The organism is Mycobacterium toneyamaense (assembly GCF_055384815.1).
Genome location: NZ_AP040333.1, coordinates 1,425,546 through 1,452,028 on the forward strand (window position 1 = coordinate 1,425,546; position 26,483 = coordinate 1,452,028).

Consider the following 26,483-nt stretch of genomic DNA (forward strand, 5'->3'; position numbering starts at 1 on the left):
GGGAAGCCGTCCGACTGCGAACCAAACCCTCGCCTGATCAACTGCGCGAGGGCACAGAAAGGAAATCCGTGACTGATACGGACCTCTTCACCGCCGACGGCAACACTGATGCCCCGGCAACTGAAGCGCCGGCGGCCGGACGCTCCGGATCGCTGACCAGTCTTCTGCTCCCCGACCTGCGCGCGCTCGCCGCCGAGGCCGGCGTCAAGGGCACCTCCGGCATGCGCAAGAGCGAACTGATCGCCGCCATCCGGGAACACCGTGGCGAGGCCAACGGCGCCAAGAGCGAAGCCAAGGCCGCCAAGGCCGAAGCCAAGAACGAGACCAAGGCCGCCGAGGCCGTGAACGGCACCGACGCCCCTACCGAGGCCAAGGAAGCCCAGGCCCCGGCCGCAAACACCGAAAGCGACGCTGCCGCCCCCGCCGCCGAGCAGGCCCCGCGCCGCGAGCGCCGTGGCGCGTCGCGCCGGGCCGGTGCGCCCGCCGACGGTGACGCCGCCGACGCCGGTGACAAGCCCGCCGAAAAGGCCGACAAGGGCGAGAGCACAGACAACGCCGAGGCCCCGCGCGAGGAGCGCAACCGCGAGCGGAACGCCGACAACAGCAACCAGGGCGGCAACAAGGCCGAAGGTAACCAGGGCGGCAACCGCGACCAGGGTGGCAACCGCGACCGCGGTGGCGACAACCAGGGCGGCGGCAACCGCAACCAGGGTGGCAACCGCGACCAGGGTGGCAACCGCGACCAGGGTGGCAACCGCGACCAGGGCGACAACGCCAACAACAATGACGACGACGACAGCCGCCAGGGCCGTCGTGGCCGTCGGTTCCGGGACCGCGACCGTCGCCGGCGTGGCGAGCGCGGCGACAACCAGGGCGGCAACGCCGAGACCGAACTGCGTGAGGACGACGTCCTGCAGCCGGTCGCCGGCATCCTCGACGTGCTGGACAACTACGCGTTCGTCCGCACCTCGGGCTACCTGGCCGGACCGAACGACGTCTACGTCTCGATGAACATGGTCCGCAAGAACGGACTGCGCCGCGGCGACGCGGTGACCGGCGCCGTGCGGGTCCCGCGCGAGGGCGAGAACACCGGTGGCGGCAACAACCCGCGCCAGAAGTTCAACCCGCTGGTGCGTCTGGACAGCGTCAACGGTGGTCCGGTCGAAGCCGCGCGCAACCGGCCCGACTTCACCAAGCTGACCCCGCTGTACCCGAACCAGCGGCTGCGCCTGGAGACCACTCCGGAGCGGCTGACCACGCGTGTGATCGACCTGATCATGCCGATCGGTAAGGGCCAGCGTGCGCTGATCGTGTCCCCGCCGAAGGCCGGTAAGACGACGATCATGCAGGACATCGCCAACGCGATCACCAAGAACAACCCGGAATGCCACCTCATGGTGGTGCTCGTCGACGAGCGTCCGGAAGAGGTCACCGACATGCAGCGCTCGGTGAAGGGTGAGGTCATCGCCTCGACCTTCGACCGGCCGCCGTCAGACCACACCCAGGCCGCCGAGCTGGCCATCGAGCGGGCCAAGCGCCTCGTCGAGCAGGGCAAGGACGTCGTCGTGCTGCTGGACTCGATCACCCGCCTGGGCCGCGCGTACAACAACGCGTCGCCGGCGTCGGGCCGCATCCTGTCCGGTGGTGTCGACTCCACCGCGCTGTACCCGCCGAAGCGCTTCCTCGGTGCTGCGCGCAACATCGAGAACGGCGGCTCGCTGACCATCATCGCGACCGCGATGGTCGAGACCGGCTCGACCGGTGACACCGTCATCTTCGAGGAGTTCAAGGGCACGGGTAACGCCGAGCTCAAGCTGGACCGCAAGATCGCCGAGCGCCGCGTGTTCCCGGCTGTCGACGTCAACCCATCCGGTACCCGCAAGGACGAGCTGCTGCTCGGCCCGGACGAGTTCGCGATCGTGCACAAGCTGCGTCGGGTGCTGTCGGGTCTGGACCCGCACCAGGCCATCGACCTGCTGATGAGCCAGCTGCGCAAGACCAAGACCAACTACGAGTTCCTGGTTCAGGTCTCGAAGACGGCCCCGGGCAACATGGACGCCGACTAGGCCCCAGCCCACGCCGAAGCCCCCAAATCAGCCGATTTGGGGGCTTCGACATTTTGAGTGGAACACGAAACCAACGGGGTGGCAGGAAACTTGGCCGAAAGCCGCCATCCGGTTGGTTTCGCGCTTGGGAAAGCCGAAGTCCGCGCCGACAACCAGTTCGCCGGCTGGTTTACGGCTGGGCCTTCAGTCCCGGCATCACGTAGCGGCGCACGTGCGCGAGCAGTTCGTCGGCGTTGTTGGCGTCCAGCCGCTGCCCGGGCATCGTGGCCAGCGACAGGATGACGCGGGCGATCCACTCGGCGGCGTCGTCGATGTCGGTATCGGGGTGAATTTCGCCGTTGTCGCGCGCGGCGACGAGGTAGCGGGACCAGAAATCGGCGAGGTCGGGCACCAGGCCCTGCACGCCGGCGCCGGCGCAGGCGGCGAACTCGTCGGGCTCCTCGACGCGCAGCTTCATCAGCAGGGCCCCGGGATCGTCATAGGCGGTGCGGCCGTGCTGGATTCCGGTGACGATCTGGTTGTCCAGGCCTTCGATCGAGGCCAGCATGGCGTGCGCGTCGCTCCAGTAGGCGTTGTTGAGCCGGACGATCGCGGCGCCCAGCAGCGTCACCTTGTCCGGGAAGTGCCGGTACAGCCAACCGCGGGAGACGCCGGCGGCCTCGGCGACCTCGGATACCGTCGTGGCGCGAATTCCCTTGGCGCGCATGCACTCTTCGGCGGCGTCGATCAGTCGATCACGCACGCTCTTCGGGGATTCTGGGCTTGCCACCGGGATGTCTCCTCACATGTCAACCGGGCGAACGACGATTCTGCCAGGGCGCTGACGCTAGTGCGCCACCCGTCAAGCATGGTAGACACTTCCAGGAATCTGTTCACTCGGGTGGTTCTCGTGATCGCCCATGCCCCGGGAGCCCATATGGCGGACACCCTTCAGCAGTTACTTCGCGAACGCGCCGACCAGGACACCGTCGCCGTCAAGTACGGCGAGGCGACCTGGACCTGGCGAAAGTACGTCGCCGGAGCCCGGGCGCAGGCCGCCGCCCTGATCGGCCAGGCCGACCCGCTGCGGCCGCTGCACGTGGGCACGCTGCTGGGCAACACCCCGGACATGCTCACCGCGCTCGCCGCCGCGGCCCTGGGCGGCTATGTGCTGTGCGGCATCAACAACACCCGTCGCGGTGCGGCGCTCGCCCGCGACATCGCCCGCGTCGAATGCCAGATCGTCCTCGTCGACGCCCAGCACCGCGACCTGCTCGCCGGCCTCAGCCTGCCCGGGGTCACCGTCGTCGACGTCACCGCGACCGAGTGGCCACAGCAGGATCTGACCCCACATCGTGAAGTCGGGCCCGACGACACCTTCATGATGATCTTCACCTCCGGCACCAGCGGTGAGCCCAAGGCCGTCGAGGTGGCGCACTCCATCGTGCTGTTCTCCGCAGCGGCACTCGTGCAGCGCTACGAGCTGACCGAGAAGGACACCTGTTATCTGGCGATGCCGCTGTTCCACTCCAACGGCGTCTACGCCGGCTGGGGCGTCGCACTCGGTTCCGGCGCGGCGATGGCACCCGCGCAGTTCTCCGCGTCGGGTTTCCTCCCGGATATCCGCCGCTACGGCGCGACCTACATGAACTACGTCGGCAAGCCGCTGGCCTACATTCTGGCCACCACCGAGCAGCCCGACGACCACGACAATCCGCTGCGGGTGGCGTTCGGCAACGAGGCCGCCGACCGCGACATCGACGAGTTCAGCCGCCGCTTCGGCTGCAGCGTGTGGGACGGCTTCGGTTCGACCGAGCTCGCGATCATCATCACCCGCTCCGAGGGGACCCCGGCCGGCAGCGTCGGCAAGGGTTTCCCGGGCGTCGCCGTCTACGACCCGGAGACCGTCCAGGAGTGCGATGTGGCCCGCTTCGACGAGACCGGAGCGCTGATCAATGCCGAGGCGGCCACCGGCGAGTTGGTGAACACCAACGGCAGCGGCATGTTCCGCGGCTACCACAACGACCAGGGTGCGACGGACGAACGGCTGCGGCACGGCATGTACTGGTCGGGGGACCTGGCCTACCGCGACGCCGACGGCTGGATCTACCTTGCCGGCCGCACCGCCGACTGGATGCGCGTGGACGGAGAGAACATCACCGCGGCGCCCATCGAACGAATCCTGTTGCGGCATCCGGTGATCAGCCGCGTCGCGGTCTACCCGGTGCCCGACGAGTTCGTCGGTGACCAGGTGATGGCCGCCATGGTGCTGCGCGATGGCCAGGCCCTCGACCCGAAGGCGTTCGCGGAATTCCTGGCCGCGCAGCCGGACCTGTCCCCGAAGTCCTGGCCGCGGTACGTCTGGATCGCCGACGACCTGCCCAGCACCGCGACCAACAAGATTCTCAAGCGGGAACTGGTTGCGTTGGGCGCCGATCCGGCCGGCCGGGTGCTGTGGAAACGGGACGGCACGGAGTACGCGCCACTCGCCGAAAACTGATTTCGGCGGTCGTGTCCCCACATTGGGTCCCCGTTCGTCTCACTGCTGTTGGACGATCAACCCAAAGGGAGACAACGATGAAATACGCAACGCTGATCTACATCAAGCCGGGCAGCCACGACACCGACATCACCGAGGAAGAGCACGCGGCCCTGACGGCCGAGTACGCGGCGCTTCGTCAGGACCCGCAGTGCGTTGGTGGCGGCCACCTGCAGCCCGTCGAAACCGCGACATCGGTTCGGGCCGACCTGATCACCGACGGTCCCTTCGCCGACACCAAAGAGGTGTTCGCCGGCTATTTCGTCATCGACGCCGAGAATCTCGACGAGGCCATCAAATTCGCCCAGCGGATCCCGGCCGTGCGACTCGGTGGCGGCGTCGAGGTGCGGCCGCTCTTCGAGACCCCATTTGAGGGTGCCCACTGATCGACGCGATCTTCCAGCGCGAGTGGGGCCGGGTCCTGGCCGCGCTCATCGGCATCCTCGGCGATTTCGAGCTCGCCGAGGATGCCGCGCAGGAGGCATTCGTCCGCGCCGCCGAGCGGTGGGCCCGCGACGGTGTGCCGGACGCGCCGGTGGCCTGGCTGGTGCGGACCGGCCGCAACGTGGCGATCGACCGGTTGCGCCGCGAGCAGACGCTGCGCGCCAAAACCCGGCTGCTCCACGCCGATCAACAGGCAATCACCATGGACGACATCGATCTCGATGACAGCACCATCGGCGACGACCGGCTGCAGCTGATCTTCATGTGCTGCCATCCGGCCCTGGCGCGCGACGCCCAGGTGGCGCTCACGCTGCGGGCGCTCGGCGGGCTGACCACCGCCGAGATCGGGCGGGCGTTCCTGGTCTCAGAGGACACCATGAAGCGTCGCCTGTCCCGCGCCAAGGCCAAGATCAAGGCGACGAACATCCCGTTCGCCCTGCCGGCCGACCGGATGCTGCCCGACCGCGTGGCGACGGTGCTGGCGGTGATCTACCTGATCTTCAACCAGGGCTTCACCGAGCGCGATGACCTCGCCGCCGAAGCGATCCGCCTCGGCCGTCTCCTCGCCGACCTCTTGGCCGACGAGCCCGAGGCCTACGGGTTGCTGGCGCTGATGCTGCTGCACGATTCGCGGCGCGCGGCCCGTGTGGTCGACGGTCGGGTGGTGCCCCTAGCCGAGCAGGACCGCACGCGGTACGACCAGGCCAAGGTCGACGCCGGGCGTGCCGCGCTGGACCGCGCGCTGGCCCTGCGGCTCGCTGCCGGGCCGTACGTCCTGCAGGCCGCCATCGCCTCGCTGCAGGCCGACGAGGAGATCGACTGGCCCGAGGTTGTGGTCCTGTACGAGCGGCTCGAAGCGCTCACCGGATCGCCGGTGGTGGCGCTCAATCGTGCGGTGGCTGTCGCTGAGGCCGGCGATCCCGCCCGGGCGCTGGAGCTCATCGATGCCCTTGACCTGGGCGATTATCGCTATCTGCCGTCGACCCGGGCGGAATTGCTGCGTCGCTTGGGCCGCACCGGAGAGGCGCGGACCGCCTTCGAGCGCGCGCTGGCATTGGCGACGACCGAACCGGAGCGACGATTTCTGGAGCGTCGCCTCGCCGAGCTGGGGCAGTGCGGTGCCGAGGAATAGTCGCCGGCCCGAACGCGTTTAGGACCTTGGCGGCTGACCTGGCATAATCGACCGCCGAACCCCCTCGGCTCCGGTTCACGTCCGAATTCTCGGGCGACCCGGCGCCATCGATCACAGAGGACCATGAAATGAAATCGGGTATTCACCCCGCATACGTCGAGACCACCGTGGTCTGCGGTTGCGGCAACAGCTTCCAGACTCGTAGCACCAAGGAAAGCGGCCACATCGTGGTCGAGGTGTGCTCGCAGTGCCACCCGTTCTACACGGGCAAGCAGAAGCTTCTCGACACCGGCGGCCGCGTGGCCCGCTTCGAGAAGCGGTACGGCAAGCGCAACGCCGGCTCGAAGGCCGCGTCCGAGAGCTAGCTTCGTCAACGGCGCCCGATCTGTCGCATTCGCGTCAGGTCCGGGCGCCGTTTTCGTATCCAGCATCCGGCACCCCAGAACAACCGCAGGAGTCCGAAAGTGGCACAGACCGATACCGCGCCCCGCATCGAGGCACTGCTGGCCGAGCACGCCGACCTCGAGCGGCAGCTGGGGGACCCGAACCTGCACGCCGACGCCGGCGCCGCCCGCAAGGTCGGCCGCCGGTTCGCGCAGGTGTCGCCGATCGTCGTGACCTACCGCAAGCTCGAGGCCGCCCGGGGTGACCTCGAGGCGGCCCGCGAGCTGGCCGCCGAGGATGCCGCGTTCGCCGCGGAGGTGCCCGAGTTGGAAGCCCGCGTCGCCGAGCTCGACGCCAAGCTGACCGACCTGCTGGCCCCTCGCGACCCGCACGACGCCGACGACGTCGTTCTCGAGGTGAAGTCCGGGGAAGGCGGCGAGGAATCGGCGCTGTTCGCGGCCGACCTCGCGCGCATGTACATCCGGTACGCCGAGCGCCATGGCTGGACCGTCACCGTGCTCGACGAGACCTGGTCGGACCTCGGCGGCTACAAGGACGCCACCATCACCATCGCCAGCAAGGGCGATTCGGCCGACGGCGTGTGGTCGCGCATGAAGTTCGAGGGCGGTGTGCACCGCGTGCAGCGCGTGCCCGTCACCGAATCGCAGGGCCGCGTGCACACCTCGGCCGCCGGCGTCCTCGTCTACCCGGAGCCCGAAGACGTCGAGCAGGTGCAGATCGACGAATCGGACCTGCGGATCGATGTCTACCGTTCGTCCGGCAAGGGCGGTCAGGGCGTCAACACCACCGACTCGGCGGTGCGCATCACGCACCTGCCCACCGGCATCGTCGTCACCTGCCAGAACGAACGCTCGCAGCTGCAGAACAAGGCCCGCGCCATGGTGGTGCTCGCCGCGCGTCTGCAGGCGCTGGCCGAAGAGCAGGCCGCGTCCGACGCCTCCGCGGACCGCGCCAGCCAGATCCGCACCGTCGACCGCAGCGAGCGCATCCGGACCTACAACTTCCCGGAGAACCGGATCGCCGACCACCGGATCAACTTCAAGGCCCACAACCTCGACCAGGTGCTCGACGGCGACATGGACGCGCTGCTCGACGCCCTCGCGGCCGCCGACAAGCAGGCCCGGCTCGCCGAGGGTGAATAGCATCCGGCAGGCGCTCGACGAGGCCACCGCGACGTTGGCTGCGGCGGGCATCGATTCCGCCCGCGTCGACGCCGAGTACCTGGCGGCGCACATCGCCGGAGTCGATCGGGCCCGGCTGCTGTTCGTCGAGCCGGACCCGACGTTCTTCGCCGGCTACGGCGACCTCATCGCGCGTCGCGCACAACGAATTCCCTTGCAGCACTTGATCGGAACCGCGGCATTCGGTCCGGTGGAAGTGCACGTCGGTCCGGGGGTGTTCATCCCGCGGCCGGAGACCGAGGCCCTGCTGGAGTGGGCCATGAACCAGCCGTTGCCGCCGAGCCCGGTGATCGTGGACCTGTGCACGGGCTCGGGAGCGCTGGCCCTGGCGCTGGCGCACACCTGGCCGCAGGCGCAAGTTGTGGCCGTCGAGAAGTCCCCGGAGGCGTTGGCCTATGCCCGGCGCAACTGCGACGGCAGCGCCGTCGAGGTGCTGGAAGCCGACGTCACCGTTCCCAGCCTGCTGTCAGACAGGACCGGCACAGTGGACCTGCTGGTGTCCAACCCGCCGTACATCCCGGACGGCGCCGACCTCGACCCCGAAGTCATCGACCACGACCCGGCCGGCGCCCTGTTCGGCGGGCCCGACGGCATGTCCGTCATCGTGCCGATCATCGCGCTGGCGGCCCGGTTGCTGCGTCCCGGCGGCAAGTTGGGCATCGAACACGACGACACCACAGCCGATCAGGTGGTGGCCGCCTTGGACCGCGACGGTACGTTCGGTGACATCACCGCGCGGCGCGACCTGACCGGGCGGCCCCGGTTCGTCACCGCGACCCGACGGTAAAACGGGTCATGGCAACCGACGAAACGCTTGCGTGAGGAGTGATGGATGGAGACGTTCGACTGCGGTGATGCGGCCAAGCGCGCCACCGGGATCGCCTCGGCTATCAGTGCGCTCAAGGGCGGCCGCCTGGTCGTGCTGCCCACCGACACCGTCTACGGCCTGGGTGCCGACGCCTTCAACAGCGAGGCCGTCGCGGCGCTGCTGGCCGCGAAGGGGAGGGGCCGCAACATGCCGGTCCCGGTGCTCGTCGGTTCCTGGCGCACCATCGACGGGCTCGTCTACGCCGTGCCCCCGGCGGCCCGGGATCTGATCGAGGCGTTCTGGCCCGGCGCGTTGAGCCTGGTCGTGCGGCAGGCCCCGTCGCTGTCGTGGGATCTCGGTGACACCAACGGCAGCGTGATGCTGCGCATGCCCTTGCACCCGGTGGCCATCGAGCTGCTGCGTGAGGTCGGCCCCATGGCGGTGTCCAGCGCCAACATCTCGGGCCAACCGCCCGCGGTCAACGCCGACGAGGCGCGGGCACAGCTGGGCGACAAGGTCGAGGTCTACCTGGACGCGGGACCGGCGACCAAGCAGGCCGCGTCCACGATCGTCGACCTGACCGGCGCGACGCCGCGGGTGCTGCGGGAGGGCCCGATCTCGCTCGTGCAGATCGCTGAAGTGCTCGGAGTCGAAGCGGAGTCCCTGACCGGCGAGGTGTCGTGACCGTAGTTGCCGACGCAGGCCGGCTGCTCGCGCAGATCGACCGGGGCACCGGGGTTCCCCTCCGGGAGCTCGTGCTGGTCGGTCTGACCGCGGCGATCATCACCTACTTCGCCACGGGCTGGGTGCGGGCGCTGGCGTTCCGGTTCGGCGCCGTGGCCTATCCGCGCGAACGCGACGTCCACGTCCAGCCGGTCCCGCGGATGGGCGGGCTGGCCATGTACATCGGGGTGGCGGCCGCCGTCCTGCTGGCGTCCCAATTGCCCGCACTGACCCGAGGTTTCGTCTATTCGTCCGGTATGCCCGCGGTGGTGGTGGCGGGCGGCCTGATCATGCTGATCGGCCTGATCGACGACCGCTGGGGCCTGGACGCCCTGACGAAGTTCGCCGGCCAGATCACCGCAGCCAGCGTCCTGGTCACCATGGGCGTCGCGTGGAGTGTGCTGTACATCCCGATCGGCGGTGTCGGCACCATCGTGCTGGACCAGGCGTCGTCGATCCTGCTGACCCTGGCGCTGACGGTGTCGATCGTCAACGCGATGAACTTCGTCGACGGCCTCGACGGTCTGGCCGCCGGGCTGGGGCTCATCACCGCGTCGGCCATCTGCATCTTCTCGGTCGGGCTGCTGCGCGACCACGGCGGTGACGTGCTGTTCTACCCGCCCGCCGTCATCTCGGTGGTGCTGGCGGGCGCGTGCCTGGGCTTCCTGCCGCACAACTTCCACCCGGCCCGCATCTTCATGGGGGACTCCGGGTCCATGCTCATCGGTCTGATGCTGGCGGCGGCGTCGACCACGGCGGCGGGCCCGATCTCCCAGAACGCCTACGGCGCGCGCGACGTGTTTGCTTTGCTGTCGCCATTTCTGTTGGTCGTTGCGGTGATGTTCGTACCGGCCCTCGACATGCTGCTGGCCATCGTGCGCCGCACCCGTGCCGGGCTCAGCCCGTTCAGTCCCGACAAGATGCATCTGCACCACCGGCTGCTGCAGATCGGTCATTCGCACCGACGCGTCGTGCTGTTGATCTATCTATGGGTGGGCATCGTGGCGCTGGGGGCTGCCAGCACCATTTTCTTCGACCCCCGGTACACCGGTGCGGTGATGCTCGGGGCCATCCTGCTAGCCGCCATCTTCACCCTGATTCCGCTCCTGCGGCGGCGCGATGACCTGCCAGAAGGCGAGTACGACAAAAAGTAGTAGGTGCCCGTTTTCGGGTGCTCACCATGTGGTACGGTTCTGGCAGAACCCGAAAAACCTCGCGGGTTGCCGGCCCGGCCCATCGGTTCACACAAGCCGATCGGCGCCGAATGACGACCGACAAAGGGAGCTTCCCCTTGGGTGATTCCAGTGTGCCCGACGCGCTCGATGTGACCTTCGATACGCTCTGTGGGCACGCACACAGGATTGCCAGGTATATGGGGACGGCACTCGTGACCGCGGGATTGAGGTGAACACCATGACGACACCAGCGCAGGACGCGCCTTTGGTGTTGCCGGCAGTGGCTTTTCAGCCCGTGCGTTTGTTTGCTATCTCGCTCCTCGTGACAGCCATCGCACTCGGTGGCGGCTACGCAGTGAGCGGCAATCTGAAGTTCGGCGCCTTCTTCGGTCTGGGGATGGCGCTCGGTCTGGCCAACGCCATGATGGTCCGTCGCGCGGTTGCCAAGGTCACCGCCAAGGACCACCCCCTGAAGATGCAGATGGCCGCCAACTCCGCCATGCGGTTGGTCGCCATCTCGGTGATCGCCCTGCTGATCACGTGGTTCTTCAAGCCAACCGGTATCGGCGTGCTGTTCGGGGTGGCATTGTTCCAGGCGATTCTTGTCATGAGCACCGCATTGCCGGTGATGAAGAAGGTCCGCGCCGGCCAACGTAACGGTGGCGGCGGCGACCAACCAGAAGCACACGACGGATCAGAAGCAAAGGACTGACGACCCAAGTGATTCAACAATTCACCGCCGAGGCCGCCATCGAGGTCGGCCACCACGAGCAGCACGAGCTGTGGGGCTACACCTTCAACGTCGACACGATCATCGCCACCAGCGTGGCCGCGGTCATCGTCATCGCGCTGGCGTTCTTCGTGAAGGCCAAGGTGACCTCCACCGGTGTGCCGGGCGGTGTGCAGCTGTTCTTCGAGGCCATCACCATCCAGATGCGCCAGCAGATCGAGACCGCGATCGGCATGAAGATCGCGCCGTTCGTGCTCCCGCTGGCCGTCACGATCTTCACCTTCATCCTGATCTCCAACTGGCTGTCGGTCCTGCCGGTGCAGTTCGGTGGGGAAGACGGTGGCGCGAAGGAACTGCTGGCCCCGCCGGCCTCGGACATCAACTACGTGTTGGCGCTCGCGCTGTTCGTGTTCCTCTGCTACCACGCTGCGGGCATCTGGCGCCGGGGCGTCTTCGGCCACTTCAAGAAGCTGCTGAAGGGCCACGTCGCGGTCCTGGCGCCGATCAACATCGTCGAGGAGATCGCCAAGCCGGTCTCGCTGTCTCTCCGACTCTTCGGCAACATGTTCGCCGGCGGCATCCTGGTCGCGCTGATCGCGATGTTCCCGTGGTACGTGCAGTGGGCGCCGAACGCCATCTGGAAGACCTTCGACCTGTTCGTCGGGCTCATCCAGGCGTTCATCTTCGCGCTGCTGACGATCCTGTACTTCAGCCAGTCGATGGAACTCGACGAGCACCACTGAGTACCCGCAAGACCTGTAGGAACCACAAATAAGACCCTGGTAGCGCAGCTACCAGTTACCAAGGAGGAAAAAGAGAATGGCCGACGCAGCAACGAACGCCACTATCATCCAGGGCGCCCTCATCGGCGGTGGCTTGATCATGGCCGGTGGCGCCATCGGTGCCGGTATCGGTGACGGTATCGCCGGTAACGCGCTGATCTCGGGCATCGCCCGTCAGCCGGAGGCCCAGGGCCGCCTGTTCACCCCGTTCTTCATCACCGTCGGTCTGGTGGAAGCCGCGTACTTCATCAACCTGGCCTTCATGGCGCTCTTCGTGTTCGCCACCCCGGGCCTGTCGTAATCCGTCGACATGGGTGAATTGAGCGCAACCATCCTGGCCTCGGGCCAGGCAGCAGCGGAAGGCGGCGGGGGTCAGAACTTCCTGATCCCCAACGCGACCTTCTTCGTCGTGCTGATCATCTTCCTGATCGTGCTCGGCGTGATCGGCAAGTGGGTTGTGCCACCGATCAGCAAGGTCTTGGTCGAACGCGAGGAAATGCTGGCCAAGACCGCTGCTGACAACCGGAAGTCGGCTGAGCAGGTGGCCGCCGCAGAGGCGGACTACAACGCGGCGATGGCGAGCGCTCGCACGGAGGCTTCGGCCATCCGTGACGAGGCCCGCAACGAGGGCCGCAAGGTCGTCGACCAGGCGCGTGCAGCGGCGAGTGGTGAGGTGGCCGAAACCCTCAAGGGTGCCGACCAGGCACTGTCCGCACAGCGGCAGTCCACACAGACCGAACTGCAGTCGTCGGTCGACAACCTGTCCCAGACGCTGGCGAGCCGCATTCTCGGCGTCGAGTTGGCGGCTGACGTGAAATCAGGCGGGAGCCAGTAGATGGAAATCTTCATCGGGCAGCTGATCGGCTTTGCCGTCATCGTGGCCATCATCTGGAAGTACGTGGTACCTCCGGTGAAGGGCATGATGGCCAAGCAGCAGGAGGCCGTTCGCGTCGCGCTGGCCGAAAGTGCCGAAGCCGCACAGAAACTCGCCGACGCCGACAAGATGCACGCCAAGGCTCTTGCCGACGCGAAGGCCGAGTCGGCCAAGGTGACCGACGAGGCCCGGCACGATTCGCAGCGCATCGTGGAGCAGCTCACCGAGCAGGCCGCCATCGACGCCGAGCGGATCAAGGCACAGGGCGGCCAGCACGTCGAGCTGATGCGCCAGGGCGTCATCCGCGAGCTCCGTCAGGAGCTGGGCGCGGAATCCGTCGCCAAGGCCGACGAGCTGGTGCGGCGCTACGTCGCCGAGCCCGGCGCGCAGGCCGGCACCGTCGACCGCTTCCTCGACGATCTCGAGCAGATGGCCCCGTCCTCGGCCGAGGTCGGTACCCACGCCGAGGTGAAGCTGCGGGCCGCGAGCCGGGAATCACTGACCGCGCTGGTCGAGAAGTTCGACGCGACCGCCAACGGCCTGGATGCGGCCGCGCTGACCGCGCTCGCCGATGATCTGGCCGCCGTCGCCCGCCTGCTGCTGACCGAGGTCAACCTCGGCCGGCACCTGGCCGAGCCCGCCGACAACCCGGCCCCCAAGGTCGCTCTGCTGGACGCGGTGCTGTCCGGCAAGATCGGCGCCAACGCACTGGAGCTGCTGCGTTCCGCGGTGTCTTCGCGGTGGTCGGAGCAGTCCGACCTGGTCGACGCCGTCGAGCACGTCGCTCGCCTGGCACTGATCAAGCGGGCCGAGGTCAGCGGTGACGTCGCCGAGGTCGAGGATCAGCTGTTCCGGTTCAGCCGTGTGCTGGACGCGCAGCCGCGCCTCTCGACGCTGCTCGGTGACTACGGCACCCCGGTCGACGGCCGAGTTGCCTTGCTGGACAAGGTCCTCACCGGTGCCAACGGCTCGGTCAACAGCACCGTCAAGGCGCTGCTGACGCAGACCGTGAGCCTGCTGCGCGGTGAGCGTGCTGACCAGGCCGTCCTTGATCTGGCCGAGCTGGCAGTCGCCCGCCGCGGCGAGGTGGTTGCCCACGTCGAAGCGGCCGCGGCCCTGTCGGATGCCCAGCGCACCCGACTGACGTCGGTCCTGACCCGCATCTACGGTCACCCGGTGTCCGTCCAGCTGCATGTCGACCCGAGCCTCCTCGGTGGTCTGACCATCACCGTCGGCGACGAGGTGATCGACGGCTCCATCTCGTCACGACTGGCCGCCGCCTCCAACCGGCTGCCCGACTAACTCCGAAACACCCAAGACTAGGAAGACCAAAAACCATGGCAGAGTTGACAATCTCGGCTGCTGATATCGAAGGTGCCATCGAGAACTACGTAACGACGTTCTCGGCCTCGACCGATCGTGAAGAGATCGGCACTGTCGTCGACGCCGGTGACGGCATCGCACACGTCGAGGGTCTGCCCTCGGTCATGACCCAGGAGCTCCTCGAGTTCCCCGGCGGTGTTCTGGGCGTGGCCCTGAACCTCGACGAGCACAGCGTCGGTGCGGTCATCTTGGGTGAGTTCGAGAAGATCGAAGAGGGCCAGCAGGTCAAGCGCACCGGCGAGGTGCTCTCGGTGCCGGTCGGCGACGAGTTCCTCGGCCGCGTCATCAACCCGCTGGGTGAGCCGATCGACGGCCAGGGCGAGATCAAGGCCGAGACCCGTCGTGCCCTCGAGCTGCAGGCCCCGACCGTCGTTCAGCGCCAGAGCGTCAGCGAGCCGCTGCAGACCGGTATCAAGGCCATCGACGCCATGACCCCGATCGGCCGCGGCCAGCGTCAGCTGATCATCGGTGACCGCAAGACCGGCAAGACCGCCGTCTGCGTCGACACCATCCTGAACCAGCGCGAGGCCTGGGAGACCGGCGACCCGAAGCAGCAGGTGCGCTGCGTCTACGTCGCGATCGGCCAGAAGGGCACCACCATCGCCAGCGTGAAGCGCGCGCTGGAAGAGGGTGGCGCCATGGAGTACACGACCATCGTCGCGGCTCCCGCCTCCGACCCCGCCGGCTTCAAGTGGCTGGCCCCGTACACCGGCTCGGCGATCGGTCAGCACTGGATGTACAACGGCAAGCACGTCCTGATCGTGTTCGACGACCTGTCCAAGCAGGCCGACGCCTACCGCGCCATCTCGCTGCTGCTGCGTCGCCCGCCGGGCCGCGAGGCGTTCCCGGGTGACGTCTTCTACCTGCACTCGCGTCTGCTGGAGCGTTGCGCGAAGCTGTCCGACGAGCTCGGTGGCGGTTCGATGACGGGTCTGCCGGTCATCGAGACCAAGGCCAACGACATCTCGGCGTTCATCCCGACCAACGTCATCTCGATCACCGACGGTCAGTGCTTCCTGGAGTCCGACCTGTTCAACCAGGGTGTCCGCCCGGCCGTGAACGTGGGTGTGTCGGTGTCCCGCGTCGGTGGTGCCGCCCAGATCAAGGCGATGAAGGAAGTTGCGGGTTCGCTGCGTCTGGACCTGTCGCAGTACCGCGAGCTGGAGGCCTTCGCGGCCTTCGCCTCGGACCTGGACGCCGCTTCGAAGGCTCAGCTGGACCGCGGTGTGCGCCTGGTCGAGCTGCTGAAGCAGCCGCAGTACAGCCCGCTGGCCGTCGAAGACCAGGTTATCGAGATCTTCCTCGGTACCCAGGGCCACCTGGATTCGGTTCCGGCCGAAGACGTTTCGCGCTTCTCGTCCGAACTGCTGGAGCACGTGAAGGCCAGCCACGCCGACATCCTCACCGGGATCAAGGAGACCAAGAAGCTCTCCGAGGAGAACGAGGAGAAGCTGGTCTCGGTCATCAACGAGTTCAAGAAGGGCTTCGCCGCCTCCGACGGCAGCTCGGTCGTTGTCAAGGAAGCCGAGGCCGAGGCCCTGGATCCTGCTGAGCTCGGCCAGGAGTCGGTCAAGGTCAACAAGCCGGCACCGAAGAAGGCCTAGGTAACCAATGGCAGCCACACTGCGCGAGCTACGCGGACGTATCAAATCCGCCTCGTCGATCAAGAAGATCACGAAGGCGCAGGAGCTGATCGCCACGTCGCGGATCGCCAAGGCGCAGGCCCGGGTTGATGCAGCCCGGCCCTACGCCACCGAGATCACCAACATGCTCACCGAGCTTGCGGGGGCCAGCGCGCTGGACCACCCGCTGCTCGTGGAGCGGGAGAACCCGCGCCGTGCCGGCGTCCTGGTGGTGTCGTCCGACCGCGGCCTGTGCGGCGGTTACAACGCCAACGTGCTGCGTCGGGCCGAGGAACTGTTCACGTTGCTGCGCAACGAGGGCAAGGAACCGGTGCTGTACGTCGTCGGCCGAAAGGCCTTGGGGTACTACAGCTTCCGTCAGCGCGCCGTCGCCGAGTCGTGGACCGGCTTCTCGGAGCGTCCGGAGTACGCCAATGCCAAGGAGATCGCCGACACCCTGGTGACGGCGTTCATGTCGGGTGCGGACGATGAGGGTGACGAACCGGGTGCCGACGGCGTCTTGGGCGTCGACGAACTGCACATCGTGTCGACCGAGTTCAAGTCGATGCTGTCGCAGACCGCCGAGGCCGTGCGGATCGCACCGCTGGCCGTCGAGTACACGGGGGAGCCGACCGAGGTCCACACCCTGTACTCGTTCGAGCCGAGTGCGGACGTGCTGTTCGACGCGTTGCTCCCGCGCTACATCGCGACCCGTGTCTACGCGGCACTGCTTGAGGCCGCGGCCTCGGAGTCGGCTTCGCGTCGACGCGCCATGAAGTCGGCAACGGACAACGCCGACGACCTGATCAAGGCCCTGACCCTCGCCGCGAACCGCGAGCGCCAGGCCCAGATCACCCAGGAAATCAGCGAAATCGTCGGTGGCGCCAACGCGCTGGCCGACGCGAAATAGGCCCCGTAGGAAGCGAAGAGAGATATGACTTCTGCCGTAGAGACCAAGACCACTGGTCGCGTGGTTCGCATCACCGGCCCGGTGGTGGACATCGAATTCCCGCGTGGCTCTGTGCCCGAGCTGTTCAACGCTCTGCACGCCGACATCACCTTCGGTGCGCTGGCCAAGACCCTGACCCTCGAGGTTGCCCAGCACCTCGGTGACAACCTGGTGCGCTGCATCTCGATGCAGCCGACCGACGGCCTGGTGCGTGGCACCGACGTCCGCGACACCGGCGCCTCCATTTCGGTGCCCGTCGGCGACGGCGTCAAGGGCCACGTGTTCAACGCCCTGGGTGACTGCCTCGACGAGCCGGGTTACGGCAAGGAGTTCGAGCACTGGTCCATCCACCGCAAGCCGCCGGCCTTCGCCGACCTGGAGCCCCGCACCGAGATGCTGGAGACCGGTCTGAAGGTCGTCGACCTGCTGACCCCGTATGTGCGCGGTGGCAAGATCGCCCTGTTCGGTGGTGCCGGTGTCGGTAAGACGGTTCTGATCCAGGAGATGATCAACCGTATTGCCCGCAACTTCGGTGGTACCTCGGTGTTCGCCGGTGTCGGCGAGCGCACCCGTGAGGGCAACGACCTGTGGGTCGAGCTCGCGGACGCCAACGTGCTCAAGGACACCGCGCTGGTGTTCGGCCAGATGGACGAGCCGCCAGGCACCCGTATGCGCGTCGCCCTGTCGGCACTGACCATGGCCGAGTACTTCCGCGACGAGCAGAACCAGGACGTGCTGCTCTTCATCGACAACATCTTCCGGTTCACCCAGGCCGGTTCCGAGGTCTCGACCCTGCTGGGTCGTATGCCTTCGGCCGTGGGTTACCAGCCGACGCTGGCCGACGAGATGGGTGAGCTCCAGGAGCGCATCACCTCGACCCGTGGTCGTTCGATCACCTCGATGCAGGCCGTGTACGTGCCCGCCGACGACTACACCGACCCGGCCCCGGCCACCACGTTCGCCCACCTGGATGCCACCACCGAGCTTTCTCGTGCGGTGTTCTCCAAGGGCATCTTCCCGGCCGTGGACCCGCTGGCGTCGTCCTCGACGATCCTGCACCCCAGCATCGTCGGCGACGAGCACTACCGGGTCGCTCAGGAAGTCATCCGAATCCTGCAGCGTTACAAGGACCTTCAGGACATCATCGCCATCCTCGGTATCGACGAACTGTCGGAAGAGGACAAGGTGCTGGTGTACCGCGCCCGTAAGATCGAGCGCTTCCTGAGCCAGAACATGATGGCCGCCGAGCAGTTCACCGGCCAGCCGGGTTCGACGGTGCCGCTGAAGGAGACCATCGAGGCGTTCGACCGTCTCGCCAAGGGCGACTTCGACCACCTGCCGGAGCAGGCGTTCTTCCTCATCGGTGGTCTCGACGACCTGGCGAAGAAGGCCGAAAGCCTCGGCGCCAAGCTGTGATCGCTGTAGCTACTCGAGCACGAAAGGTGGTGTGACATGGCCGAAATGGACGTCGAGATCGTCGCCGTCGAGCGCGCGCTGTGGACAGGCAAGGCCACATTCGTCTTCACTCGCACCACCGCCGGCGAGATCGGCATCCTGCCCCGGCACATCCCGTTGGTCGGCCAGCTGGTCGAGGACGCGATGGTCCGGGTCGAGCGTGAGGGCGAGGATGATCTGCGGATCGCCGTGTCGGGTGGGTTCCTCTCGGTAACCGAGGACACCGTGCGGATTCTGGTTGAAGATGCGGCGCTGGAGTCGGAGATCGATGCGCATGCGGCCAAGGCCGATGCCGCATCCGACGACGAGGCGACCGCTGCGTGGGGCCGGGCGCGTCTGCGCGCCGTAGGCCAGCTCGACTGATACTCCGATGAGCGCGTCCATGTTGATGATGGTCGCGCTCGTCGGCGTGTTGGTGCTGGCCGTTGCCGCACTGAGTTATCGGCTGTGGAAGTTGCGTCAGGTTGGCGGTACTGCCGCCATCCTGCGCGACTACCCAGCTGCCGGCGGCCACGGGTGGCGGCATGGAGTCATGCGCTACCGCGGTGGTGAGGCCGGCTTTTATCGTTTGTCGAGCCTGCGCTGGTGGCCCGACCGGACGCTGTCCCGTCGTGGCCTGGAAGTTGTTGGGCGCCGCGCCCCACGGGGCGACGAATTCGACATCATGACCATCGAAACGGTCATTCTCGAGCTGCGCGACAACAGTCCCGAACGGCGCAACGGTTACGAAATCGCTTTGGACCGTGGGGCTTTGACGGCTTTCACGTCGTGGCTGGAGGCCCGGCCGTCGCCGCGGTCCCGCCGCCGCGCGGTCTGAATTCCCCTATTGAGTTCCGGTGTTGTCGGATTGCGGCGTCCCACCGCCGGGCTGCCACAGCACATCGCCATCCGGGTTCGCGACCCGCGACAGGATGAACAGCAGGTCCGACAGCCGATTCAGATATTTCGCCGGCAGGACGCTGACCGAATCGCCGTGTTCCGCGATCGCCTGCCAGGCCGCCCGCTCCGCGCGCCGGACCACGGTTCGGGCCACGTGCAGGTATGCCGACAGGGGAGTGCCACCGGGCAGGATGAACGACGTGAGCTTCGACAGCGGCTCGTTGAATTCGTCACACCAGCCTTCCAGCCGGTCGATGTACGGCTGGGTGATCCGCAGCGGCGGGTATTCGGGATTCTCGACCACCGGGGTCGACAGATCTGCTCCGGCGTCGAACAGATCGTTCTGAATCTGCAGGAGTACCAAGCGGATTCGTTCGTCCGGGGCGCCCGCGGCGACCGCGACGCCGATCGCGGCGTTGGCTTCGTCACAGTCCGCGTAGGCGGCCAGGCGCGCGTCGTTCTTCGACACCCGGCTGAAATCGCTGAGCCCGGTCGACCCATCGTCACCGGTCCGGGTATAGATGCGGGTCAGGTGCACGGCCATGGGTGAAACCGTACCCGCGGTGACCTGTTCGTTGTCTGACACCGGCCCTCGCCGCTGTTTACACTTAGCCGCGTGAGCGAGCGTTTCGTGGTGACCGGGGGTAGCCGGTTGTCCGGCGAAGTTGCCGTGGGGGGCGCGAAGAACAGCGTGCTCAAGCTGATGGCCGCGGCGTTGTTGGCCGAGGGCACGACCACGATCACCAACTGTCCGGACATCCTGGATGTGCCATTGATGGCGGAGGTGCTCCGCGGTCTCGGGGCGACCGTCGAGCTCGAAGGCGATGTTGCCCGAATCACGTCGCCCGACGAGCCGAAGTACGACGCGGACTTCGCCGCGGTCCGGCAGTTCCGCGCCTCGGTGTGTGTGCTCGGCCCATTGGTGGGGCGCTGCAAGAAGGCGAAGGTCGCGCTGCCCGGCGGTGACGCGATCGGTTCGCGGCCCCTGGACATGCACCAATCCGGTCTGCGGCAGCTCGGCGCGCGATGCAACATCGAGCACGGCTGCGTGGTCGCCGAGGCGGACCACCTGCGTGGTGCGGAGATCCAGCTCGAGTTCCCGTCGGTGGGTGCGACCGAGAACATCCTGATGGCTGCGGTGCTCGCCGAGGGTGTGACGGTCATCCACAACGCCGCGCGGGAACCGGACATCGTCGACATCTGCGACATGTTGAACCAGATGGGTGCCAAGGTCAGTGGGGGCGGGACCTCGACGCTGACCATCACCGGCGTGGACAAGCTGCATCCGACCGAGCACCGGGTGATCGGTGACCGGATTGTGGCCGCGACCTGGGGAATTGCCGCGGCGATGACGCGCGGTGATGTCGCCGTGACGGGGGTTGACCCGCAACACCTGCAGCTGGTGCTGCACAAACTTCACGATGCCGGCGCGACCGTCACCCAGCACGACAACGGTTTCCGCGTCGTGCAGTACGAACGGCCGAAGGCCGTCAACGTCGCGACGCTGCCGTATCCGGGATTCCCGACCGACCTGCAACCGATGGCCATCGGCCTGGCATGCATCGCCGAGGGCACCTCGATGATCACCGAGAACGTGTTCGAAGCACGGTTCCGCTTCGTCGAGGAGATGATCCGCCTGGGCGCCGACGCCCGGACCGACGGACATCACGCGGTGGTCCGCGGAATTCCGCAGTTGTCGAGTGCCCCGGTGTGGGCATCGGATATTCGCGCCGGCGCCGGCTTGGTGTTGGCGGGCTTGGTCGCCGATGGCGACACCGAGGTTCACGACGTTTTCCACATCGATCGCGGATACCCGTTGTTCGTGGAGAACCTCGTGAGTCTGGGCGCGGAGGTCGAACGGGTCAGTTGACGGGGATTGGCGTGTCGCGCTGACGGTCCCGACGGACCCCTGTGCGACGTGTTTTCGCCCAAAAACCGGCCATATGCAGGCGTTTTGTAAAATCAAGATCGGCCCGCTAATCTATTCAACGTCAAGAACGAGCGGGGCCGAAAAAGCCCAGAGCAAGAGCTTGACAGCCCGACCAAGAGATAGTAGGTTGGTGGGGTTGCCCGAAAAAGGCGTGTTGTTTGAGAACTCAATAGTGTGTTTGGTGGTTTTTGTTTGTTGTTTTTTTGACTGCACCTCGTGTTTTCCCGTTTGTGGGGTGTGGTTGTTTTTTTGATGCCAGTTTTTGGTGTCTTTTGTTTAGGTCAGATTGTTCTGAACTGGATTCTGTCGGGTTTGTCCCGAGGTTTTTGTTTGGAGAGTTTGATCCTGGCTCAGGACGAACGCTGGCGGCGTGCTTAACACATGCAAGTCGAACGGAAAGGCCCTTCGGGGTACTCGAGTGGCGAACGGGTGAGTAACACGTGGGTGATCTGCCCTGCACTTTGGGATAAGCCTGGGAAACTGGGTCTAATACCGAATAGGACCGCGCGCTTCATGGTGTGTGGTGGAAAGCTTTTGCGGTGTGGGATGGGCCCGCGGCCTATCAGCTTGTTGGTGGGGTAATGGCCTACCAAGGCGACGACGGGTAGCCGGCCTGAGAGGGTGACCGGCCACACTGGGACTGAGATACGGCCCAGACTCCTACGGGAGGCAGCAGTGGGGAATATTGCACAATGGGCGCAAGCCTGATGCAGCGACGCCGCGTGAGGGATGACGGCCTTCGGGTTGTAAACCTCTTTCACCAGGGACGAAGCGCAAGTGACGGTACCTGGAGAAGAAGCACCGGCCAACTACGTGCCAGCAGCCGCGGTAATACGTAGGGTGCGAGCGTTGTCCGGAATTACTGGGCGTAAAGAGCTCGTAGGTGGTTTGTCGCGTTGTTCGTGAAAACTCACAGCTTAACTGTGGGCGTGCGGGCGATACGGGCAGACTAGAGTACTGCAGGGGAGACTGGAATTCCTGGTGTAGCGGTGGAATGCGCAGATATCAGGAGGAACACCGGTGGCGAAGGCGGGTCTCTGGGCAGTAACTGACGCTGAGGAGCGAAAGCGTGGGGAGCGAACAGGATTAGATACCCTGGTAGTCCACGCCGTAAACGGTGGGTACTAGGTGTGGGTTCCTTCCTTGGGATCCGTGCCGTAGCTAACGCATTAAGTACCCCGCCTGGGGAGTACGGCCGCAAGGCTAAAACTCAAAGGAATTGACGGGGGCCCGCACAAGCGGCGGAGCATGTGGATTAATTCGATGCAACGCGAAGAACCTTACCTGGGTTTGACATGCACAGGACGCCGGCAGAGATGTCGGTTCCCTTGTGGCCTGTGTGCAGGTGGTGCATGGCTGTCGTCAGCTCGTGTCGTGAGATGTTGGGTTAAGTCCCGCAACGAGCGCAACCCTTGTCCTATGTTGCCAGCGGGTTATGCCGGGGACTCGTAGGAGACTGCCGGGGTCAACTCGGAGGAAGGTGGGGATGACGTCAAGTCATCATGCCCCTTATGTCCAGGGCTTCACACATGCTACAATGGCCGGTACAAAGGGCTGCGATGCCGTGAGGTGGAGCGAATCCTTTCAAAGCCGGTCTCAGTTCGGATCGGGGTCTGCAACTCGACCCCGTGAAGTCGGAGTCGCTAGTAATCGCAGATCAGCAACGCTGCGGTGAATACGTTCCCGGGCCTTGTACACACCGCCCGTCACGTCATGAAAGTCGGTAACACCCGAAGCCGGTGGCCTAACCCTTGTGGAGGGAGCCGTCGAAGGTGGGATCGGCGATTGGGACGAAGTCGTAACAAGGTAGCCGTACCGGAAGGTGCGGCTGGATCACCTCCTTTCTAAGGAGCACCATTTACATGCCCTGATCCAGGGTTTCCCCCATGCCGGCAACAGTGCCGGGGTTCATGGTTGGGATTGTCGCCGGCGCCTGTAGTGGGCTTGCCCGGCGGGTGCATATGACAACAAACGCTGATCAGCTGGGATGACACGTTGATCGAAAGAATTGCCAGACACACTGTTGGGTCCTGAGACAACAGGCCCGTTCGCTCCCCTCCTCATGTGGGGGTGGGAGACGCCCCGGTTGCGGGGTGGGGGTTGTTGTTGCCTCACCGGTTTTGGTGGTGGGGTGTGGTGTTTGATTCGTGGATAGTGGTTGCGAGCATCTAACGCGCGCAGAAATGGTGGCCGGCGGCTTTCGGGTCGTTGGTTTTTCCGTCTGTGTGTTGTTGATGTGCAATTTTGATTCTTGTTTTCAATTGGTTTTTGTGCGTAAGTGTTTAAGGGCGCATGGTGGATGCCTTGGCATCAGAGGCCGATGAAGGACGTAGGAGGCTGCGATAAGCCTCGGGGAGTTGCCAACCGAGCGTTGATCCGAGGATGTCCGAATGGGGAAACCCAGCACGAGTGATGTCGTGTTACCCGCACCTGAATATATAGGGTGTGGGAGGTAACGCGGGGAAGTGAAACATCTCAGTACCCGTAGGAAGAGAAAACAATTGTGATTCCGTGAGTAGTGGCGAGCGAAAGCGGATGAGGCTAAACCGTATGCATGTGATACCGGGTAGGGGTTGTGTGTGCGGGGTTGTGGGACCTATCTTTCCAGTTCTACCTGGCTGGAGGGCAGTAAGAAAATGTCGTGGTTAACGGAAGTGGCTTGGGATGGCCTGCCGTAGAGGGTGAGAGTCCCGTACGTGAAAACCCGATGTCTGCCTTGATGGTGTTCCCGAGTAGCAGCGGGCCCGTGAAATCTGCTGTGAATCTGCCGAGACCACTCGGTAAGCCTAAATACCTTCTGATGACCGATAGCGGATTAGTACCGTGAGGGAATGGTGAAAAGTACCCCGGGAGGGGAGTGAAATAGTACCTGAAACCGTGTGCCTACAATCCGTCAGAGCCCTCATTGTGGGGTGATGGCGTGCCTTTTGAAGAATGAGCCTGCGAGTCAGGGACATGTCGCGAGGTTAACCCGTGGGGGGTAGCCGTAGCGAAAGCGAGTCTGAATAGGGCGTATCCACGCAAGTGGTGTAGTGGCATGTTCTGGACCCGAAGCGGAGTGATCTACCCATGGCCAGGGTGAAGCGCGGGTAAGACCGCGTGGAGGCCCGAACCCACTTAGGTTGAAGACTGAGGGGATGAGCTGTGGGTAGGGGTGAAAGGCCAATCAAACTCCGTGATAGCTGGTTCTCCCCGAAATGCATTTAGGTGCAGCGTTGCGTGTTTCTTGCCGGAGGTAGAGCTACTGGATGGCCGATGGGCCTCACCAGGTTACTGACGTCAGCCAAACTCCGAATGCCGGTAAGACAAAAGCGTGGCAGTGAGACGGCGGGGGATAAGCTCCGTGCGTCGAGAGGGAAACAGCCCAGATCGCCGACTAAGGCCCCTAAGCGTGTGCTAAGTGGAAAAGGATGTGCAGTCGCGAAGACAACCAGGAGGTTGGCTTAGAAGCAGCCACCCTTGAAAGAGTGCGTAATAGCTCACTGGTCAAGTGATTGTGCGCCGATAATGTAGCGGGGCTCAAGCACACCGCCGAAGTCGCGGCATCCGCAAGGATGGGTAGGGGAGCGTCCTGCATCCGGTGAAGCAGCCGAGTGATCGAGTTGTGGAGGGTGTGGGAGTGAGAATGCAGGCATGAGTAGCGAATAGGCAAGTGAGAACCTTGCCCGCCGAAAGACCAAGGGTTCCTGGGGCAGGCCAGTCCGCCCAGGGTGAGTCGGGACCTAAGGCGAGGCCGACAGGCGTAGTCGATGGACAACGGGTTGATATTCCCGTACCCGTGTGTGTGCGTCCGTGATGAATCCATTGTGCTAACCATCCAAATGGCACGTGATGATCCTTTCGGGGATCACGTGTTGCCGGCTGCGTGGGACCCTGGTGGGTAGTAGTCAAGCGATGGGGTGACGCAGGAAGGTAGCCGTACCGGTCAGTGGTAATACCGGGGTAAGCCTGTAGGACGAACGATAGGCAAATCCGTCGTTCACATGTCTGAGAGGTGATGCATAGCCGAGTGAGGCGAATTCGGTGATCCTATGCTGCCAAGAAAAGCCTCTAGCGAGTGCACACATGGCCCGTACCCCAAACCAACACAGGTGGTCAGGTAGAGAATACTAAGGCGTACGAGTTAACTATGGTTAAGGAACTCGGCAAAATGCCCCCGTAACTTCGGGAGAAGGGGGACCTCCATACCGTCAAGGCACTTGCTGCCGGCAGCGGGAGGGGGTGGCACAAACCAGTGAGAAGCGACTGTTTACTAAAAACACAGGTCCGTGCGAAGTCGCAAGACGATGTATACGGACTGACGCCTGCCCGGTGCTGGAAGGTTAAGAGGACCTGTTAACTCCTTCGGGGGTGAAGCGGAGAATTTAAGCCCCAGTAAACGGCGGTGGTAACTATAACCATCCTAAGGTAGCGAAATTCCTTGTCGGGTAAGTTCCGACCTGCACGAATGGCGTAACGACTTCTCAACTGTCTCAACCATAGACTCGGCGAAATTGCACTACGAGTAAAGATGCTCGTTACGCGCGGCAGGACGAAAAGACCCCGGGACCTTCACTACAACTTGGTATTGGAGTTCGGTACGGTTTGTGTAGGATAGGTGGGAGACTGTGAAGCGCACACGCCAGTGTGTGTGGAGTCGTTGTTGAAATACCACTCTGATCGTATTGGGCTTCTAACCTCGGACCGTCTATCCGGTCCAGGGACAGTGCCTGGTGGGTAGTTTAACTGGGGCGGTTGCCTCCTAAAATGTAACGGAGGCGCCCAAAGGTTCCCTCAACCTGGACGGCAATCAGGTGTTGAGTGTAAGTGCACAAGGGAGCTTGACTGCGAGACGTACATGTCGAGCAGGGACGAAAGTCGGGACTAGTGATCCGGCACCCCCGAGTGGAAGGGGTGTCGCTCAACGGATAAAAGGTACCCCGGGGATAACAGGCTGATCTTCCCCAAGAGTCCATATCGACGGGATGGTTTGGCACCTCGATGTCGGCTCGTCGCATCCTGGGGCTGGAGCAGGTCCCAAGGGTTGGGCTGTTCGCCCATTAAAGCGGCACGCGAGCTGGGTTTAGAACGTCGTGAGACAGTTCGGTCTCTATCCGCCGCGCGCGTCAGAAACTTGAGGAAACCTGTCCCTAGTACGAGAGGACCGGGACGGACGAACCTCTGGTCTACCAGTTGTCCCACCAGGGGCACCGCTGGATAGCTACGTTCGGACAGGATAACCGCTGAAAGCATCTAAGCGGGAAACCTCTTCCAAGACCAGGTTTCTCACCCTTTTAGAGGGATAAGGCCCCCCGCAGACCACGGGATCGATAGACCAGACCTGCACACTTAGCAATAAGTTTAGGGAACTGGCACTAACCGGCCGAAAACTTACACACACCCAAAAAACCAACGTGTGTAAACAAGAACATTGCACACCAACGTGCC

General features: G+C 64.8%; 22 protein-coding genes and 2 rRNA genes. 22 read left to right on the forward strand and 2 right to left on the reverse strand.

The features are described from left to right. Nucleotides 1-68: 68 nt before the first annotated feature. Nucleotides 69-2,066 (forward strand): transcription termination factor Rho, encoded by a 1,998-nt coding sequence (rho, locus tag ACZ5IQ_RS07015; protein WP_464481018.1) that lies wholly within the window; start codon nucleotides 69-71, stop codon nucleotides 2,064-2,066. Nucleotides 2,067-2,235: 169 nt separating this feature from the next. Here the strand turns inward: rho and ACZ5IQ_RS07020 are convergent, their stop codons facing one another. After that, on the reverse strand, nucleotides 2,236-2,835 hold the full coding sequence (locus ACZ5IQ_RS07020) for a TetR/AcrR family transcriptional regulator (RefSeq protein ID WP_212812505.1): 600 nt from the start codon (nucleotides 2,833-2,835) through the stop codon (nucleotides 2,236-2,238). Nucleotides 2,836-2,982: 147 nt separating this feature from the next. On the opposite strand from ACZ5IQ_RS07020, the gene fadD1 reads away from it, so the two are divergent. From fadD1 to ACZ5IQ_RS07110, 18 genes are all read left to right on the forward strand, one after another. After that, entirely contained in the window at nucleotides 2,983-4,545 is a 1,563-nt protein-coding gene (gene fadD1 / locus ACZ5IQ_RS07025) for a fatty-acid--CoA ligase FadD1 (protein WP_464481019.1), read from the forward strand. A 77-nt stretch (nucleotides 4,546-4,622) separates the two neighbouring features. Beyond that, nucleotides 4,623-4,970, forward strand: coding sequence for a YciI family protein (locus ACZ5IQ_RS07030; protein WP_346416890.1), 348 nt, complete (start codon nucleotides 4,623-4,625; stop codon nucleotides 4,968-4,970). After that, nucleotides 4,970-6,160, forward strand: coding sequence for an RNA polymerase sigma factor (locus tag ACZ5IQ_RS07035; protein WP_464481439.1), 1,191 nt, complete (start codon nucleotides 4,970-4,972; stop codon nucleotides 6,158-6,160). The genes ACZ5IQ_RS07030 and ACZ5IQ_RS07035 overlap by 1 nt, the downstream gene beginning before the upstream one ends. Nucleotides 6,161-6,288: 128 nt before the next feature. Continuing rightward, on the forward strand, nucleotides 6,289-6,525 hold the full coding sequence (gene rpmE / locus ACZ5IQ_RS07040; RefSeq protein ID WP_212812502.1) for a 50S ribosomal protein L31: 237 nt from the start codon (nucleotides 6,289-6,291) through the stop codon (nucleotides 6,523-6,525). 99 nt (nucleotides 6,526-6,624) lie between these two features. Next, nucleotides 6,625-7,707, forward strand: a complete 1,083-nt coding sequence (gene prfA / locus ACZ5IQ_RS07045; RefSeq protein ID WP_346416889.1) for a peptide chain release factor 1 — start codon at nucleotides 6,625-6,627, stop codon at nucleotides 7,705-7,707. Continuing rightward, the gene (gene prmC / locus ACZ5IQ_RS07050) at nucleotides 7,700-8,533 is read left to right on the forward strand and encodes a peptide chain release factor N(5)-glutamine methyltransferase (protein WP_346416888.1); all 834 of its coding nucleotides are present in this window, start codon (nucleotides 7,700-7,702) and stop codon (nucleotides 8,531-8,533) included. The genes prfA and prmC overlap by 8 nt, the downstream gene beginning before the upstream one ends. A gap of 45 nt (nucleotides 8,534-8,578) precedes the next feature. Then, nucleotides 8,579-9,238 (forward strand): L-threonylcarbamoyladenylate synthase, encoded by a 660-nt coding sequence (locus ACZ5IQ_RS07055; RefSeq protein ID WP_212812500.1) that lies wholly within the window; start codon nucleotides 8,579-8,581, stop codon nucleotides 9,236-9,238. Continuing rightward, a complete protein-coding gene (locus ACZ5IQ_RS07060; protein WP_043397025.1) occupies nucleotides 9,235-10,431 on the forward strand; it encodes a glycosyltransferase family 4 protein in 1,197 nt (398 codons plus the stop codon). The genes ACZ5IQ_RS07055 and ACZ5IQ_RS07060 overlap by 4 nt, the downstream gene beginning before the upstream one ends. A 259-nt stretch (nucleotides 10,432-10,690) precedes the next feature. Further along, entirely contained in the window at nucleotides 10,691-11,164 is a 474-nt protein-coding gene (locus tag ACZ5IQ_RS07065; protein WP_029105839.1) for a hypothetical protein, read from the forward strand. A gap of 8 nt (nucleotides 11,165-11,172) precedes the next feature. Then, complete coding sequence (atpB, locus tag ACZ5IQ_RS07070; RefSeq protein WP_174814043.1) at nucleotides 11,173-11,925, forward strand: F0F1 ATP synthase subunit A; 753 nt, start codon at nucleotides 11,173-11,175, stop codon at nucleotides 11,923-11,925. A gap of 76 nt (nucleotides 11,926-12,001) precedes the next feature. Further along, nucleotides 12,002-12,265, forward strand: a complete 264-nt coding sequence (locus tag ACZ5IQ_RS07075) for a F0F1 ATP synthase subunit C (RefSeq protein WP_020104130.1) — start codon at nucleotides 12,002-12,004, stop codon at nucleotides 12,263-12,265. 9 nt (nucleotides 12,266-12,274) lie between these two features. Next, entirely contained in the window at nucleotides 12,275-12,799 is a 525-nt protein-coding gene (locus ACZ5IQ_RS07080) for a F0F1 ATP synthase subunit B (RefSeq protein WP_212812499.1), read from the forward strand. After that, on the forward strand, nucleotides 12,800-14,140 hold the full coding sequence (locus tag ACZ5IQ_RS07085; RefSeq protein WP_212812498.1) for a F0F1 ATP synthase subunit B/delta: 1,341 nt from the start codon (nucleotides 12,800-12,802) through the stop codon (nucleotides 14,138-14,140). Nucleotides 14,141-14,175: 35 nt separating this feature from the next. Continuing rightward, entirely contained in the window at nucleotides 14,176-15,825 is a 1,650-nt protein-coding gene (gene atpA / locus ACZ5IQ_RS07090; RefSeq protein ID WP_212812497.1) for a F0F1 ATP synthase subunit alpha, read from the forward strand. Nucleotides 15,826-15,832: 7 nt separating this feature from the next. Beyond that, complete coding sequence (locus tag ACZ5IQ_RS07095) at nucleotides 15,833-16,753, forward strand: F0F1 ATP synthase subunit gamma (protein ID WP_212812496.1); 921 nt, start codon at nucleotides 15,833-15,835, stop codon at nucleotides 16,751-16,753. A gap of 24 nt (nucleotides 16,754-16,777) precedes the next feature. Next, on the forward strand, nucleotides 16,778-18,208 hold the full coding sequence (gene atpD, locus ACZ5IQ_RS07100; protein ID WP_029105840.1) for a F0F1 ATP synthase subunit beta: 1,431 nt from the start codon (nucleotides 16,778-16,780) through the stop codon (nucleotides 18,206-18,208). A 36-nt stretch (nucleotides 18,209-18,244) separates the two neighbouring features. Further along, nucleotides 18,245-18,610 (forward strand): F0F1 ATP synthase subunit epsilon, encoded by a 366-nt coding sequence (locus tag ACZ5IQ_RS07105; protein WP_020104136.1) that lies wholly within the window; start codon nucleotides 18,245-18,247, stop codon nucleotides 18,608-18,610. A 7-nt stretch (nucleotides 18,611-18,617) separates the two neighbouring features. Continuing rightward, nucleotides 18,618-19,064 carry a DUF2550 domain-containing protein gene (locus ACZ5IQ_RS07110; protein ID WP_212812495.1) on the forward strand — a complete coding sequence of 149 codons (447 nt, stop codon included), beginning with the start codon at nucleotides 18,618-18,620 and terminating at the stop codon, nucleotides 19,062-19,064. Nucleotides 19,065-19,070: 6 nt separating this feature from the next. Here the strand turns inward: ACZ5IQ_RS07110 and ACZ5IQ_RS07115 are convergent, their stop codons facing one another. After that, nucleotides 19,071-19,670 carry a cob(I)yrinic acid a,c-diamide adenosyltransferase gene (locus tag ACZ5IQ_RS07115; RefSeq protein ID WP_212812494.1) on the reverse strand — a complete coding sequence of 200 codons (600 nt, stop codon included), beginning with the start codon at nucleotides 19,668-19,670 and terminating at the stop codon, nucleotides 19,071-19,073. Between the two features lie 72 nt (nucleotides 19,671-19,742). Between ACZ5IQ_RS07115 and murA the strand changes: the two genes are divergently transcribed. The 3 genes from murA (at nucleotide 19,743) to ACZ5IQ_RS07130 (ending at nucleotide 26,434) form a co-directional block, all read left to right on the forward strand. After that, nucleotides 19,743-20,996 carry a UDP-N-acetylglucosamine 1-carboxyvinyltransferase gene (murA, locus tag ACZ5IQ_RS07120; protein WP_060998843.1) on the forward strand — a complete coding sequence of 418 codons (1,254 nt, stop codon included), beginning with the start codon at nucleotides 19,743-19,745 and terminating at the stop codon, nucleotides 20,994-20,996. Between the two features lie 387 nt (nucleotides 20,997-21,383). After that, nucleotides 21,384-22,900, forward strand: a 16S ribosomal RNA gene (locus ACZ5IQ_RS07125). 428 nt (nucleotides 22,901-23,328) lie between these two features. Next, nucleotides 23,329-26,434: ribosomal RNA gene (locus tag ACZ5IQ_RS07130) — 23S ribosomal RNA — on the forward strand. The 16S and 23S rRNA genes sit together here, the layout of an rRNA operon. Nucleotides 26,435-26,483: the final 49 nt, after the last annotated feature.

Bases quoted from the DNA above. Each gene is read 5' to 3' on its own strand.
- fadD1 (WP_464481019.1), top strand. From the start codon at position 2,983: ATGGCGGACACCCTTCAGCAGTTACTTCGCGAACGCGCCGACCAGGAC.
- ACZ5IQ_RS07030 (WP_346416890.1), top strand. From the start codon at position 4,623: ATGAAATACGCAACGCTGATCTACATCAAGCCGGGCAGCCACGACACC.
- rpmE (WP_212812502.1), top strand. From the start codon at position 6,289: ATGAAATCGGGTATTCACCCCGCATACGTCGAGACCACCGTGGTCTGC.
- ACZ5IQ_RS07055 (WP_212812500.1), top strand. From the start codon at position 8,579: ATGGAGACGTTCGACTGCGGTGATGCGGCCAAGCGCGCCACCGGGATC.
- ACZ5IQ_RS07065 (WP_029105839.1), top strand. From the start codon at position 10,691: ATGACGACACCAGCGCAGGACGCGCCTTTGGTGTTGCCGGCAGTGGCT.
- ACZ5IQ_RS07075 (WP_020104130.1), top strand. From the start codon at position 12,002: ATGGCCGACGCAGCAACGAACGCCACTATCATCCAGGGCGCCCTCATC.
- ACZ5IQ_RS07080 (WP_212812499.1), top strand. From the start codon at position 12,275: ATGGGTGAATTGAGCGCAACCATCCTGGCCTCGGGCCAGGCAGCAGCG.
- ACZ5IQ_RS07085 (WP_212812498.1), top strand. From the start codon at position 12,800: ATGGAAATCTTCATCGGGCAGCTGATCGGCTTTGCCGTCATCGTGGCC.
- atpA (WP_212812497.1), top strand. From the start codon at position 14,176: ATGGCAGAGTTGACAATCTCGGCTGCTGATATCGAAGGTGCCATCGAG.
- ACZ5IQ_RS07095 (WP_212812496.1), top strand. From the start codon at position 15,833: ATGGCAGCCACACTGCGCGAGCTACGCGGACGTATCAAATCCGCCTCG.
- atpD (WP_029105840.1), top strand. From the start codon at position 16,778: ATGACTTCTGCCGTAGAGACCAAGACCACTGGTCGCGTGGTTCGCATC.
- ACZ5IQ_RS07105 (WP_020104136.1), top strand. From the start codon at position 18,245: ATGGCCGAAATGGACGTCGAGATCGTCGCCGTCGAGCGCGCGCTGTGG.
- ACZ5IQ_RS07110 (WP_212812495.1), top strand. From the start codon at position 18,618: ATGAGCGCGTCCATGTTGATGATGGTCGCGCTCGTCGGCGTGTTGGTG.
- ACZ5IQ_RS07115 (WP_212812494.1), bottom strand. From the start codon at position 19,670: ATGGCCGTGCACCTGACCCGCATCTATACCCGGACCGGTGACGATGGG.